Annotated in this window: 11 protein-coding genes and 1 other RNA gene; 5 read left to right on the top strand and 7 right to left on the bottom strand. The window is 65.6% G+C overall.

Annotated features, from left to right (window positions below; translation table 11 throughout):
- Positions 1 to 96: 96 nt before the first annotated feature.
- Genes cmk through gyrA form a run of 7 tightly spaced genes read right to left on the bottom strand, consistent with a single transcriptional unit; the run spans position 97 to position 9,032 of the window.
- The gene (gene cmk, locus KYC_RS15710) at positions 97 to 786 is read right to left on the bottom strand and encodes a (d)CMP kinase (protein WP_008164028.1); all 690 of its coding nucleotides are present in this window, start codon (positions 784 to 786) and stop codon (positions 97 to 99) included.
- 15 nt (positions 787 to 801) lie between these two features.
- The gene (gene aroA / locus KYC_RS15705) at positions 802 to 2,124 is read right to left on the bottom strand and encodes a 3-phosphoshikimate 1-carboxyvinyltransferase (protein ID WP_008164026.1); all 1,323 of its coding nucleotides are present in this window, start codon (positions 2,122 to 2,124) and stop codon (positions 802 to 804) included.
- A 5-nt stretch (positions 2,125 to 2,129) separates the two neighbouring features.
- Entirely contained in the window at positions 2,130 to 3,032 is a 903-nt protein-coding gene (locus KYC_RS15700) for a prephenate dehydrogenase (RefSeq protein ID WP_043518632.1), read from the bottom strand.
- A complete protein-coding gene (gene hisC, locus KYC_RS15695; protein WP_008164022.1) occupies positions 3,029 to 4,150 on the bottom strand; it encodes a histidinol-phosphate transaminase in 1,122 nt (373 codons plus the stop codon). The genes KYC_RS15700 and hisC overlap by 4 nt, the downstream gene beginning before the upstream one ends.
- 13 nt (positions 4,151 to 4,163) lie before the next feature.
- Positions 4,164 to 5,249 (bottom strand): prephenate dehydratase, encoded by a 1,086-nt coding sequence (gene pheA, locus KYC_RS15690; RefSeq protein WP_008164019.1) that lies wholly within the window; start codon positions 5,247 to 5,249, stop codon positions 4,164 to 4,166.
- Complete coding sequence (serC, locus tag KYC_RS15685; protein WP_008164017.1) at positions 5,242 to 6,372, bottom strand: 3-phosphoserine/phosphohydroxythreonine transaminase; 1,131 nt, start codon at positions 6,370 to 6,372, stop codon at positions 5,242 to 5,244. The genes pheA and serC overlap by 8 nt, the downstream gene beginning before the upstream one ends.
- Positions 6,372 to 9,032 (bottom strand): DNA gyrase subunit A, encoded by a 2,661-nt coding sequence (gyrA, locus tag KYC_RS15680; RefSeq protein WP_008164016.1) that lies wholly within the window; start codon positions 9,030 to 9,032, stop codon positions 6,372 to 6,374. The genes serC and gyrA overlap by 1 nt, the downstream gene beginning before the upstream one ends.
- A 412-nt stretch (positions 9,033 to 9,444) precedes the next feature.
- Between gyrA and ompA the strand changes: the two genes are divergently transcribed.
- The 5 genes from ompA to ssrA all read left to right on the top strand — a co-directional run bounded on the left by ompA (position 9,445) and on the right by ssrA (position 13,578).
- Positions 9,445 to 10,026, top strand: coding sequence for an outer membrane protein OmpA (gene ompA / locus KYC_RS15675; protein WP_008164014.1), 582 nt, complete (start codon positions 9,445 to 9,447; stop codon positions 10,024 to 10,026).
- Between the two features lie 147 nt (positions 10,027 to 10,173).
- The gene (ubiG, locus tag KYC_RS15670) at positions 10,174 to 10,902 is read left to right on the top strand and encodes a bifunctional 2-polyprenyl-6-hydroxyphenol methylase/3-demethylubiquinol 3-O-methyltransferase UbiG (RefSeq protein WP_008164012.1); all 729 of its coding nucleotides are present in this window, start codon (positions 10,174 to 10,176) and stop codon (positions 10,900 to 10,902) included.
- Positions 10,899 to 11,573: an HAD-IA family hydrolase gene (locus KYC_RS15665; protein WP_008164009.1), complete on the top strand. Its 675-nt coding sequence runs from the start codon at positions 10,899 to 10,901 to the stop codon at positions 11,571 to 11,573. Before ubiG ends, KYC_RS15665 begins: the two co-directional genes overlap by 4 nt.
- Positions 11,574 to 11,920: 347 nt before the next feature.
- Positions 11,921 to 13,099, top strand: a complete 1,179-nt coding sequence (locus tag KYC_RS15660; RefSeq protein WP_008164006.1) for an MFS transporter — start codon at positions 11,921 to 11,923, stop codon at positions 13,097 to 13,099.
- Between the two features lie 90 nt (positions 13,100 to 13,189).
- Positions 13,190 to 13,578, top strand: a transfer-messenger RNA (tmRNA) gene (gene ssrA / locus KYC_RS28845).
- Positions 13,579 to 13,696: the final 118 nt, after the last annotated feature.

Here is a 13,696-nt window from a genome sequence, read left to right as displayed (position 1 = left end):
CGTGGGGGTGTCGCCTGGCTTGAGCAGGGCCTAATCAAAAAAAAGTCGGTCCGAAGCTGCGCTTCGGGGGATGCCGGCAGAAGCCAAGGCCCGGGATCAAGCCCCAGCGTTGGCCTTTTGCCAGAAATCCAGTATTGCCTGCACCGTCTCTGCAATCGTCAGATTCGAAGAATCCAGCACGTGTGCGTCTGCTGCGGGAGCCAGCGGCGCGGTGGCGCGGCCGGTATCGCGGGCGTCTCGCTCGCGCATATCTCGCAGGAGGTCATCAAGATTAGCAGAAATTCCCTTTTCGATCAACTGCTTACGGCGCCTCTCCGCCCGCGCGACCACGTCGGCCACCAGGAAGACTTTCAGCGACGCGTCGGGGAACACCACGGTGCCCATATCGCGCCCGTCCGCCACCAGGCCCGGAGGCAGGCGGAAAGCGCGCTGGCGCTCGAGCAGCGCCTGACGCACGCCCGGAAAAGCGGCCACCCGGGATGCGAAATTGCCGACTTCCTCGCGGCGGATGTCATGGCCGACGTCGGCCCCTTCCAGATAGACGTGCGGCCCCTCGAAACTGACATCGAGCGCCTCGGCGACACGGGCGACGCCAGGCTCGTCGTCAGGGGCCACGCCCCGACGGAGGGCCGCCAGGGCGGTCAGGCGGTACAGCGCGCCGCTGTCGAGCACCGCCCAGCCCAGCGCCTTGGCCACGCGATGGGCCACCGTGCCCTTGCCGGACGCGGTGGGACCGTCGATCGTGATGACCGGAGCCTGGGAAGAAGTCGTTGCAGTTTGAGTCATGGAAAAAATGCAGCACTAGGCCGACACGAGGCCGGCATAGACATCAAAGTAACCCGGGAACGTCTTGCTGACGCAACCGGGATCAAGAATGCGGACCGCTGCGGGCCCGAAGGCCGCGAGCGAAAAGCACATCGCCATCCGGTGGTCGTCCCAGGTGCCTATCTGGGCGTCGCGCCACTGCCCCGGGGCGGGCGGCGTCACGCGCAGCCAATCCGGCCCCGATTCCACCTGCGCGCCCAGTTCTTCAAGTTCGGTCTGCATCGCATGGATGCGGTCGGTTTCCTTGACGCGCCAGCTACCGATATTACGCAGCCGGCAGGGGCCGTCGGCGTACAGGGCGAGCGCGGCGGCCGTCATGGCCGCGTCGGGGATCAGGTTGAAATCCGTGTCGAAGGCCTTCAGGCGTGCGCCGTCAGCCACCTGCACGCCCGACACTTCGATCCAGTCGGGACCATAGGTAACCTTGGCGCCCATATCGGCCAGCGTGCCGGCGAACGCGACATCGCCCTGGATGCTGTCGGCGCCCACGCCGGTCACCCGCAATGGGCCGCCGCCGATCGCGCCCAGCGCCAGGAAGTATGAGGCCGTCGAGGCGTCTCCTTCCACCGCGATCTGGCCGGGGCTGCGATAGGCCGCGCCCGCATCGACCACGAATCGGCTCCAGCCGTCGCGCCGCACCTGCACGCCAAAGCGCGCCATCAGGTTCAGCGTGATCTCGATGTACGGTTTGGAAATCAGCTCGCCCACCACCTCAATGGTCACCGGCTTGCCGCTACGCCCCGCCTGCAGCGGCGCGGCCAGCAGCAAGGCGGTCAGGAACTGGCTGGACACCGAACCCTGGACGCGCGTGACCGCATCCTCGGCGATTTCACCGCGGCCGATGTGCAGCGGCGGATAGCCCGGCTGGCCCAGGTAGTCGATGCGCGCGCCCAGGGCGTTCAGCGCGTCGACCAGGTCGCCGATGGGGCGTTCGTGCATGCGCGGCACGCCGGACAGGCGGTAGTCTCCGCCCATCAGCGCCAGCGCGGCGGTCAGCGGACGGATCGCGGTGCCGGCATTGCCCATGAACAGGTCGGCGCTTTCCACCGGAAAGCGGCGCACGCCTTGCACCGTGACCCGGCCCGCATCCAATTCGGACACCTGCACGCCCAGTTGACGCAAGGCGCCCAGCATGACGCGCGTGTCGTCGGAATCGAGCAGGCCGGTGATGGCCGTGCTGCCTTCGGCGATCGCCGCCAGCAGCAATACGCGGTTGGAAATGCTCTTGGAGCCCGGCAGGGCCATCACGCCCTGCGCACGCCGCACACGCGGCAGATCGAGGTAAGGCAAAGCGCCCATGTCAGCTACTCCTTGCGCCAGTCGCGGCGCGCGCGCGCCGCCGTGTCCAGCAGCGTCAGCAAAGCGTCGCTGTCGCCATCGGCGATGGCGCGCTCGGCACGGTCCAGCACGCCGCGCACGTCGGCCAGTTCGGCCAGCATCGCCTCGCGGTTGGACAAAAAGATATCGCGCCACATCTCCGGCGAACCGGCGGCGATCCGGGTGAAATCACGAAAGCCGGTGCCGGCGAGATCCAGGCGCGTCCGGGCATCGGCAGCCGTAGCCACCTGCTCCATATAGACCGCGGAAAGCAGGTGCGGCAGGTGGCTTACCGACGCCAGCACGCGATCATGCGCAGCGGCATCCATGTCAATGACGTCGGCGCCGCAGCCCTGCCAGGCGCGGCGGACCAAGTCCGTGAATGCGGCACTGTTTTCAGGCAGGGGCGTAAGAATGACCATCCGCTTGCGGTACAAGCCGGCATCGGCGGCTTCGGGGCCGGTGCGCTCCGCGCCGGCAATGGGATGACCGGGCACGAACTGGCCAACGCGATTCCCCAGCGCGGCGCGCGCGGCCTCGACCACTTCGGCTTTCGTGCTGCCTGCGTCGGTCAGCACCACGCCATCGGTCAGGTGCGGCAGCATGCGCGACAGCACATCCTTCAGCCCGCCGACCGGCGTGGCCAGCAGGATCAGAGCCGAGCGGGCGGCAGCCTCTTCGGCCGTCACGGCCTCGTCGATCAGGCCCAGATCGACGGCGCGCGCCAGCGACTGCGCATTGCGCCCCACGCCGAGCACCCGCCCAACCTGCCCCGCCTGGCGCAAGGCCGCGGCAAACGAACCGCCGATCAAACCGACGCCAACAACCGCCAATACAGGAATCAGGGGGCCAGCGGCCCCCTGTTCGGAAGAAGGTGACGCGTCGTTCATTCGGACAGGATGGAGGTCAGGGCGTCGATGAACCGGTCGTTCTCTTGCGGCAGGCCGATGGACACGCGCAGCCACTCAGGCAGGCCGTCGCCGGCCACGGGACGCACAATGACGCCGCGCTTGAGCAATTCGAGGTTGATGCGCGGCGCGTCGCCCACGTGCACCAGCACGAAGTTGCCGTAGCTGGGCACGTAGCGCAGCTTCAGGCGGTCGAACGCGGCGCAAAGCTGCGCCTTGCCCGCCTTGTTGGATGCGTACGCTTCCTCGAGGTAGGCGGCGTCGCCCAGGGCGGCGATGGCGGCGGCCTGGGCCAGCGTATTGACGTTGAACGGCTGGCGAACGCGGTTGAGCAGATCGGTCAGGCCCGGCTGAGCCACCGAGAAGCCCACGCGCAGGCCGGCCAGGCCGTAGGCCTTGGAGAACGTGCGCGAGACGATCAGGTTCGGATAACGGCGCGCCAGCGCAGTGCTGTCGAAACGGAATTCGGGATCGAGGTACTCGTTGTAGGCCTCGTCCAGCACGACCGTGACGCGGTCGCCGTGCGCGGCGTGCACGCGTTCCAGGAACGCGGCAACCTTGTCGCCCGGCACGAAAGTACCGGTCGGGTTGTTCGGGTTGGCGATGAATACGAGGCGCGTGTCGTCCGCAATTGCGTCGAACATCGCATCCAGGTCGTGGCCGTAGTCGACCGCCGGCACCACGATGTGGCGCGCGCCGCGCGCCTGGGTGGCCAGACGATAGACCGCGAACGAGTGCTGCGCGTAGACGGCCGACGCACCGGGTTCCAGCAACGCGAGCGCCGCGATTTCCAGAATGTCGTTGGAACCGTTGCCCAGCGTGATCCAGCTCATGGGCACGCCGTAGCGTTCGGCCAGCGCCGCCTTCAGGTCGAAGCCGTTGGGATCGGGATAGCGCGCCAGCGACTCGGCCGCGGCCAGCATGGCCGCACGCGCCGACTTGGGCATGCCCAGCGGATTTTCATTCGAGGCCAGCTTGACGATGGTGGCCGGATCCAGCCCGAATTCGCGGGCCAGTTCTTCGATCGGCTTGCCCGCCTGGTAAGGCGCGATGGCGCTGACGTGCGCCGGAGCAACGAGGGGCTTGGATGCGTTGGTCATGGTGTGGAAGATGTCACTGCGCCGGGTACGAACCCAGCACTTTCAGGTAGGCAACCTGCGCCTGCAAGGCGGCCAAGGCGCTATCGACGTTCGGATCGTTGCGGTGACCCAGGACATCGACGTAGAAATAGTATTCCCACTGGCCAGTGCGGGCGGGCCGCGATTCGAAGCGCGTCATCGACACGCCGTTGGCGGCCAGCGGCGCCAGCATTTCATAGACGGCGCCGGCGCGGTTCGGGACCGCCAGGATCAGGCTGGTCTTGTCCTTGCCGCTGACCAGCGGCTCGATATTGCCGATGGCCAGAAAGCGCGTGCGGTTGTGCGGGTCGTCCTGGATTCCCGCGGCAACGATCTGCAGGTTCCAGGCGGGCGCCGCGACGTCGCCGGCGATGGCCGCGATGCTCGGATCGCCCGCGGCGGCGCGAGCAGCCTCGGAATTGCTGGACGCAGCCACGCGTTCGATGTCGGGATAGTTGCGCGTCAGCCAGCCCTGGCACTGGGCCAGCGCTTGCGGATGCGCGGAGATGGTCTTGACGCCATCCATGCCGCCCGACTGCGACATCAGGCAATGGCGGATGACCAGCGACCGCTCGCCCAGGATCTTCAGCGGCGTATTGAGCAGGAGGTCCAGGCTGCGGTTGACGGCGCCTTCGGTGGAGTTCTCCACGGGCACCATCCCCACGTCGGCCTGGCCGGCCTCGACGGCGCGGAAGACCTCATCGAACGACGCGCAAGGCAGCTTCTGCACTGCGTGGCCGAAGTGTTCCAGCGCGGCCTGTTCCGAGAAAGAGCCCTGCGGCCCCAGGAACGCGACCGTCATGCCGCGCTCGAGGCCACGGCAGGCCGAGATGATCTCAGTCCAGACCGACGCCACGCCCGCATTCGGGAACGGCCCCGGATTCAACTGCTGCAGGCGGCGAATCACTTCGGCTTCGCGCTCGGGGCGCAGCACCGGGCCGTCGGCATGGGCGGCGTGCTTGGCCTCGCCCACTTCCAATGCGGCGCGGGCGCGCTGCGACAGGAGGTCGAGGATCTGCGCATCCAGGTCGTCGATGCGCTTACGCAGGGGGAGCAGCTTGCGCTGCAGCTCGTCATCCATGGCTGCGCTCGAATTCCTTCAGGTATTCGACCAGCGCCGCCACCCCTTCCAGGGGCACGGCGTTGTAGATGGACGCGCGCATGCCGCCCACGCTCTTGTGGCCCTTCAACTGGGTCAGGCCGGCGGCCTCGGCGCCCTTCAGGAAGGCGTCGTTGAGCGATTCGTCGCGCAGCACGAACGGCACGTTCATGCGGGAGCGCACGGGCGCGTGAATGGGATTGCGATAGAAACCCGAGCTGTCCAGATAGCCGTACAGCAGGTCGGCCTTGGCCTTGTTGGCCGCTTCCATGCCTGCCACGCCGCCATGGGCCTTCACCCACTTGAACACGAGTCCGGCGATGTAGATCGCGAAGGTGGGCGGCGTGTTGTAGCGCGAATGGTCTGCGGCGACATTGGCGTAGTCGAAGGCCGACGGGCAGATCGGCAATGCCTGGCCGATCAGGTCGCGGCGCGCGATGACCATGGTCACGCCGGCGGGGCCGGCGTTCTTTTGAGCGCCCGCGTACATCATGCCGCAGCGCGTCACATCCATCGGGCGCGACAGGAAATGCGAGGACGCATCGACGACCAGCGGCACGTCGGGCGCGCCCAGCGCGGCAGTGTCGGGCCAGTCCATGAACTCGACGCCGCCGATGGTTTCATTGCTGCACAGGTGCAGGTAGGCCGATTCCTTGCGCACCTGCCAGGTTTCAACCGGCGGCACCCAGGTCAGCGGCGCCTGTTCGCGCCCGTCGATCACAGCGGACTGCTCGCTGCTTGCGGCCACATGCGTGCTGCCGTAGCGGCCCGCTTCCTTGTACGAACGCTTGGACCAGTGGCCCGTCACGACGAAGTCCGCGGCCGGCGCGCCGCGGCGCCCCATGAGATTCATGGGAACGATGGCGTTTTCCCCGGAACCGCCGCCCTGCATGAACATGACGGCGTAGTCCGCCGACAGGCCCAGCAGTTCGCGCAGATCGGATTCCGCTTCATCGCAGATCTGCACGAAATGCTTGCCGCGATGGCTCATTTCCATCACGGACATGCCGCTGCCGTGCCAGTCCAACATTTCTGCAGCGGCTTGCTGCAGCACCACCTCGGGCAAGGCCGAGGGGCCTGCCGAGAAGTTCCAGGGGCGGGCCATTATTGCTCCGTAGGTTCCGTCGAATCCGCTGCGTCGTTGCTATCGTCGCCGTCGGCTTGCTGGCCGTCTTCGTCCAGTTCGCCGTCATCATCCGCATCGCTTTCGACGACGCGGCGCACGCCGGACAGCGAACTGCCGTCGTCGACGTTGATGAGCGTGACGCCCTGCGTCGCGCGGCCCATTTCGCGGATTTCCGCGACACGGGTGCGCACCAGGACGCCGCCGGTGGTGATCAGCATGATCTCGTCAGAAGGCATGACCAGCACCGCGCCCACCACCTTGCCATTGCGCGACGAGGTCTGGATGGCGATCATGCCCTTCGTGCCACGGCCGTGGCGCGTGTACTCGCCGATCGGCGTGCGCTTGCCGTAGCCGTTTTCGGTGGCGGTCAGGACAGTCTGGGTTTCGTCGCCGGCGACCAGCAGCGCGATGACCGTCTGCGTGTCTTCGAGCATCATGCCGCGCACGCCGCGGGCATTGCGGCCCATGGGGCGAACGTCGTTTTCGTCGAAACGCACCGCCTTGCCCGCGTCCGAGAACAGCATGACGTCGTGCTTGCCGTCGGTCAGGTCGGCGCCGATCAGGTAGTCGCCATCGTCGAGGTCCACGGCGATGATGCCGGCCTTGCGCGGGTTGGAGAAGTCGGACAGCGGGGTCTTCTTGACCGTGCCGCGCGACGTCGCCATGAAGACGTAGTGGTCTTCGCTGAATTCCTTGACCGGCAGCACCACCGTGATCTTCTCGCCGTCAGCCAGCGGGAACATGTTCACGATCGGCTTGCCGCGCGAGTTGCGCGTGCCTTGCGGCACTTCCCAGACCTTCAGCCAATACACGCGGCCGCGGTTCGAGAAGCACAGCAGGAAGTCGTGCGTATTGGCGATGAACAGCTGGTCGATCCAGTCGTTTTCCTTCATCGCCGTGGCCTGCTTGCCCCGGCCGCCGCGCTTTTGCGAGCGGTACTCGGACAGGGGCTGGCTCTTGATGTAGCCGCCGTGCGACAGGGTGACGACCATGTCGGTGGGCGTGATCAGGTCTTCGGTGTCGAGCTCGGTGGCGTTCAGTTCGATTTCCGAGCGGCGCGTATCCTTGGCGCCGGTCGAGAATTCGGCCTTGATGGCCTGCAGTTCGTCGCCGATGATGGCGGTGATGCGCTCGGGGCGGGCCAGGATGTCGAGCAGGTCGGCGATCGTGGACATGATGTCCTTGTATTCGCCGACGATCTTGTCCTGCTCCAGCCCGGTCAGGCGCTGCAGGCGCATGTTCAGGATTTCCTGGGCCTGGGTATCGCTCAGGCGGTACAGGCCGTCGCCCTGCAGGCCGAATTCGGCGCCCAGATCGTCCGGGCGGAAGGCCGCGCGGCCTCCCGGCGTATCGCCGTCGGCGCGCGACAGCATTTCGCGCACCAGCGACGAGTCCCAGGACTTCGCCATCAGTTCCTGGCGGGCCACCGGAGGCGTCGGCGCCGCCTTGATGATTGCGATGAAATCATCAATGTTGGCCAGCGCCACCGCCAGGCCTTCCAGCACGTGGCCGCGTTCGCGGGCCTTGCGCAGCTGGAACACCGTGCGGCGCGTAACCACTTCCCGGCGATGCTGCAGGAAGTAGTCGATCATCTGCTTCAGATTGAGCAGGCGGGGCTGGCCGTCGACCAGCGCCACCAGGTTCATCCCGAAGGTGTCCTGCAGCTGCGTGTTCTTGTAGAGATTGTTCAGGACAACCTCGGGAACCTCGCCGCGCTTGAGCTCGATGACCAGGCGCATGCCGTCCTTGTCGGACTCGTCCCGGATATCCGAGATGCCTTCGATCTTCTTGTCGTTGACCAGCTCGGCAATGCGTTCCTGCAGCGTCTTCTTGTTGACCTGGTAGGGAATCGCGTCGATCACGATCGCCTGGCGATTGCCCTTCTCCATGTCTTCGAAGTGGGTCTTGGCGCGCATGATGACGCGGCCGCGACCGGTGCGGTAGCCTTCGCGCACGCCGGACATGCCGTAGATGATGCCGCCCGTGGGGAAATCGGGTGCCGGGATGATCTCGATCAGCTCATCGACCGTGCACGCTGGATTACGCAGGCAGTACAGGCAGCCGTCGACCACTTCCTGGAGGTTGTGCGGCGGAATGTTGGTGGCCATGCCCACCGCGATGCCGGAGCTGCCGTTGACCAGCAGGTTGGGCAGGCGCGACGGCAACAGCAGCGGTTCTTGTTCGCTGCCGTCGTAGTTGGGGCCGAAGTCCACCGTTTCCTGGTCGATGTCGGCCAGAAGCTCATGGGCGATCTTGGCCAGGCGGATTTCGGTGTAACGCATCGCCGCGGCGTTGTCGCCGTCGATGGAGCCGAAGTTGCCCTGGCCGTCGACCAGCATGTAGCGCATGGAGAAATCCTGCGCCATGCGGACGATGGTGTCGTAGACGGACTGGTCGCCGTGGGGGTGGTACTTACCGATGACGTCCCCGACGATACGCGCGGACTTCTTATAGGCGCGGTTCCAGTCGTTGTTCAGTTCGTGCATCGCGTAGAGCACGCGCCGGTGGACGGGCTTGAGGCCGTCCCGCACATCCGGTAGCGCCCGCCCGACGATCACGCTCATCGCGTAATCGAGGTAACTGCGGCGCATCTCTTCTTCCAGCGATACCGGAAGCGTCTCCTTGGCAAAGGAATCCATATATATAACGACAGAATCGTGTAAGGAGGAACCCGGGCCGGGTAAACAGGAAATTCTATCATTCGATTGGGAGGCCGGCCCGACCGGACGCGGGAAGAGGTTCGACGACGGCCCAAACCGGCCGAACCGGAATGCCGGCTTGCCGCGCCCATCCGCGCCCCACGGGCCTGTTGTCAAAAACCAACATGGAAAACGGAAGGAGCGCCGAAAACGTCATATCCAGCATTAATGCGCCTGTCCAGGGAAGCCAAAGACCCCCAAATGCCTTAAGATTGTTTCCAGCACGCAGGAAACCCAGTAGCTATTCCTTTGAACCAGCTCTTGGCGTTGCTATACTGGCCCCGTTTTCCTGATATGCGGCGGGGGTTCGCTGCGAGTCACTTATCCAGCTTCAAGCTCAACGAGGAGAAACATGAACAAACCCTCCAAATTCGCTCTGGCGCTCGCCTTCGCCGCCGTCACGGCCTCTGGTGCAGCTTCCGCGCAAACCGTGGACAACTGGCGCAACCCGTTCGGTGACGTTTGGAAGAACGGCACGAACGAACTGTGCTGGCGCGATGCCTTCTGGACCCCGGCAACCGGCATCCCCGGCTGCGACGGCGTTCCGGTTGCACAGCAGAAGGCGAAGCCGGCCCCGATGGCGGCAAAGGTCGTGTTCAACGCTGACACGTTCTTCGACTTCGACAAGTCGGTCCTGAAGCCCGAAGGTCGTCAGCTGCTGCAGCAAGTCGCTCAGCAAGCTCGCGGCATCGATCTGGAAACCATCATCGCCGTCGGCCACACCGACTCGATCGGTACCGAACAGTACAACCAGAAGCTGTCCGAGCGCCGTGCCGCTTCGGTTAAGGCTTACCTGGTCAGCCTGGGTATCGACCCCAACCGTATCTACACGGAAGGCAAGGGCGAACTGCAGCCGATCGCTTCCAACAAGACGAAGGAAGGCCGCGCCCAGAACCGTCGCGTTGAGATCGAAATCGTGGGTAGCCGCAAGTAATTGCCGGACTAGCTACAATAAGGGGCCTCGCATAGCGAGGCCCTTTTTTTCGCCTGCCGCGCACCCATCTGGTGCACGACGGAGCCCTCTCCTCGCCTCGTGCGCTGGCCCTCTCTATATATAGAGCTGCTTTACGCTGGATTGCCCATGAACACGCAAACTCACGATACCGCGCAAGCATCCGTCAACGCCGACCAGGCCGAAATCGACAAGTTCAGCGCCCTGGCCAGCCGCTGGTGGGATCCTGAAAGCGAGTTCAAGCCGCTGCACGCGATCAATCCGCTCCGGCTCGAATGGATCCAGGAATGCGCGGGCAGCCTGGCCGGCAAGAAGGTGCTGGACGTCGGCTGCGGCGGCGGCATCCTGTCCGAAGCCATGGCCCGCAGCGGCGCCGAAGTCACCGGGATCGACCTGGCCGACAAATCCCTGAAGATCGCGCGCCTGCATGGCCTAGAATCGGGCATCAAAGTGGAATACCGCAAGGTGCCCGTGGAAGAGCTGGCTGCGGAACAGCCCGGCCAGTACGACGTGGTGACCTGCATGGAAATGCTGGAGCACGTTCCGGATCCGGCCTCGATCGTGCGCGCCTGCTCCACCCTGGTCAAACCGGGCGGCTGGGTGTTCTTTTCGACGCTGAACCGCAACGCCAAGTCCTTCCTGTTCGCGATCGTCGGCGCGGAGTATGTACTGCGCCTGCTGCCCCGCGGCACTCACACCTATGACCAGTTCATCAAGCCCAGCGAGCTGTCCGCGGCGGCGCGCGGCGCCGGCCTGGAGCCCGTGAGCATGCGCGGCATGGAATACAACCCGATCACCCAGATCTACACGCTGTCGGCCGACACCTCGGTCAACTACCTGATGGCTACCCGCAAATGAGCGCCCTGATCCTGTTCGATTTCGACGGCACGCTAGCCGACACCGCCCCCGACCTGGCCGCCGCGGCCAATCGCCAACGCACCCGCCGCGGCCTGGATCCGCTGCCCTACGAGGCGCTGCGCCCCGTCGCTTCGCAAGGCGCCCGCGGCCTCTTGCGCGTCGCGCTTGGCTTGCAGCCCGGCGATGCGGACTACGAACCGACGCGCCTGCAGTTCCTGGAAGACTATGCAGCCGGATCGACGGTCCACAGCAAGCTGTTTCCCGGCATCGAGGATCTGCTGGCCGACATCCGCAGCCGCGGCTTGTCCTGGGGCATCGTCACCAATAAGGTCACCTATCTGACGCTGCCCATCGTCGAGTTCCTGGACCTGACGCGCGACAGCGCCGTGCTGGTCTGCGGCGACACCACCGCCCACGCCAAGCCGCACCCGCTGCCCCTGCAGCATGCCGCGCGCGAAGCGGGCTTCGCCACCGACCGCTGCGTCTATGTCGGCGACGACCTCCGCGACATCCAGGCCGCGCACGCGGCAGGCATGCCCGCCGTCGCGGCGGCCTACGGCTATGTGGGCGAAGACGACGACGTCATCGCCTGGCAAGCGGAAACCTGCGCCCGCACCCCGGCGGAACTCTGGTCCGCCATCCAGCCGCTGCTGCCCAGCGACCTGCGTTAAGGTCAATCGCGGGGTCGCCGCCCGACGACCCCGCGCCTGGCGATGTTTCGGCCCTATTAGTGGTTTTGGCCGAACAATCTTTCCGTACCCGAGGGCTTTATCCCACGGGTCAACTCCCCTAAAGTGTGAACCGTGCACGGCACCCGGGGTTTCCCCGATTGCCCGCCTAGTGCTCCATGCCGGCGCCGCGGCTCCTGCCATCCGCGGCGACAGATCTTCACGCTGACGGCCTAGCGCCCTCTCGCACCGTGCCCGCTACCCTGCTGCGGCGCACATCCGACCTTTATTACTTCGCCACCACCGCCTGACCGCGCGACGCCCCTGGGCATCGCGCCAGAGGAATGCCTATGCTTTTGCCCATTCTGCTTCTATCCGCCGCCGGCTTCACGATTCTCACCACCGAATTCCTGATCGTGGGGCTGCTTCCCGGCCTGGCTCGCGACCTGGACGTCACGGTATCCCAGGCCGGCCTGCTCGTGACCCTGTTCGCTTTCACTGTTGCCGCGACCGGGCCCCTGCTGACCGCCCTGATGGCCAACATGGAGCGCAAGCGCCTGTTCGTCGGCGTGCTGGCGTTGTTCGGCCTGTCCAATGCGCTGGCGGCCATTGCGCCGAACATCTGGATCATGGCGATCGCCCGATTCGTGCCGGCGCTGGCCCTGCCGGTGTTCTGGTCCCTGGCCAGCGCCACCGCAGTCGAAATAGTCGGCCCCGCGCGCGCCGGGCGGGCCATTTCGACGGTGGCTTTCGGCATCGTGGCCGCCACCGTGTTCGGCATCCCCATCGGCGTATTGATCTCGGATGCGTTTGGCTGGCGCGCGGCCTTCTGGGTCTTGTCCGCCGTGGCGTTCGCCAAGGCTCTGCTGCTGCTGTTCACCTTCCCCAGCACCCGCATCCGCGCGGACAGCGTGCACCTGGTGACCCAATTGCGCATCCTGCGCGACCCCATGGTGGTAAGTCACGTGCTGCTGTCGCTGCTGGTGTTCACGGGCATGTTCACCGCCTACACCTATTTGGCGGACATGCTCGAACGCCTGGCCGGATTCGACGGAAAAATCGTCGGCTGGACCATGATGGCGTTCGGCGCCGTGGGCCTGCTTGGAAACACCCTGGGCGGCCGGCTGGTGGACCGCAGCCCGCTGGGCGCCACCGCCCTGTTCGCTTCGCTGATGGCCGTAGGCCTGGCGTTCGTGGCGCCCGTCATGCAGTCGCACGGCCTGCTTGCCGTGGCGCTGGGCGTCTGGGGTATCGCGCAGGCGGCGCTGTTCATCGTGTGCCACGTGCGCCTGATGAAATCCGCGCCGCAAGCGCCGGCATTTGCCGCTTCCCTGAACATCTCCGGCGCCAACATCGGCATCGGCCTGGGCGCCGTGGTGGGCGGCCACGTGATCGACACCTACGGACTGGCGTCTCTGGGGTGGGCGGCAGCCGTCATCGTGGCGATTTCCGTGGCCCTGGCTGGGGCGATGAAGATGGCGTCGCGCGCCGGCCGGCAGTCCAAGGCCGCCTGCGCGAACGCCGCCTGAACGCCGCTTGTGTCTGCCGCGCCACGCCCCGGCCGGCAGGCGCCGGCGCCACAGCAGGCTATTGCATTTACCAGTACAATAGAAGTTCTTGGGGCCGATCCGGATTCGACGTGGGTCGCGAAACAACTCAGGGCATGCCGAGCACCAGTACGCTCGTTAAACCACTGGAACACTACAAACGCCAACGACGAGCGTTTCGCTCTCGCCGCTTAAGCGGTGAGCCGCTGCACTGATCTGTCCTTGGGTCAGGCGGAGGAAGGCAACTTCCTAGGGGGGCAACCCTCGAACCGCAGCAGCGACATTCACAAGGAATCGGTCTGCGCTGGGGTCACACGGCTCAGATTTAAATTACGTGAATCGCTTTGGTCCGGCCTGTCGGTTGGCTAAGTCCAAAGTTAAAACCAAATAAATCGACTACGCATGTAGAACTGGTTGCGGAGGGCTTGCGGACGGGGGTTCAATTCCCCCCGGCTCCACCAAACACTCAGCATGAACCGCTGACAAAAAGCCGCTTGGCATCACGCCAAGCGGCTTTTTCTTTTGCCGGGCAGGTCGTGCCAGGGCAGCAGCCTGCTGCCCCAACCTGATCCTTCGCGC

Origin of the sequence: Achromobacter arsenitoxydans SY8, from assembly GCF_000236785.1 — a bacterium.
GTDB lineage: Bacteria > Pseudomonadota > Gammaproteobacteria > Burkholderiales > Burkholderiaceae_B > Achromobacter > Achromobacter arsenitoxydans.
This window is presented reverse-complemented; position numbering and strand designations above follow the sequence as displayed.

Excerpts from the sequence above, each read along its gene's own strand:
- cmk (WP_008164028.1), bottom strand. The coding sequence starts at position 786 with ATGACTCAAACTGCAACGACTTCTTCCCAGGCTCCGGTCATCACGATC.
- aroA (WP_008164026.1), bottom strand. The coding sequence starts at position 2,124 with ATGGGCGCTTTGCCTTACCTCGATCTGCCGCGTGTGCGGCGTGCGCAG.
- KYC_RS15700 (WP_043518632.1), bottom strand. The coding sequence starts at position 3,032 with ATGAACGACGCGTCACCTTCTTCCGAACAGGGGGCCGCTGGCCCCCTG.
- hisC (WP_008164022.1), bottom strand. The coding sequence starts at position 4,150 with ATGACCAACGCATCCAAGCCCCTCGTTGCTCCGGCGCACGTCAGCGCC.
- pheA (WP_008164019.1), bottom strand. The coding sequence starts at position 5,249 with ATGGATGACGAGCTGCAGCGCAAGCTGCTCCCCCTGCGTAAGCGCATC.
- serC (WP_008164017.1), bottom strand. The coding sequence starts at position 6,372 with ATGGCCCGCCCCTGGAACTTCTCGGCAGGCCCCTCGGCCTTGCCCGAG.
- gyrA (WP_008164016.1), bottom strand. The coding sequence starts at position 9,032 with ATGGATTCCTTTGCCAAGGAGACGCTTCCGGTATCGCTGGAAGAAGAG.
- ompA (WP_008164014.1), top strand. The coding sequence starts at position 9,445 with ATGAACAAACCCTCCAAATTCGCTCTGGCGCTCGCCTTCGCCGCCGTC.
- ubiG (WP_008164012.1), top strand. The coding sequence starts at position 10,174 with ATGAACACGCAAACTCACGATACCGCGCAAGCATCCGTCAACGCCGAC.
- KYC_RS15665 (WP_008164009.1), top strand. The coding sequence starts at position 10,899 with ATGAGCGCCCTGATCCTGTTCGATTTCGACGGCACGCTAGCCGACACC.
- KYC_RS15660 (WP_008164006.1), top strand. The coding sequence starts at position 11,921 with ATGCTTTTGCCCATTCTGCTTCTATCCGCCGCCGGCTTCACGATTCTC.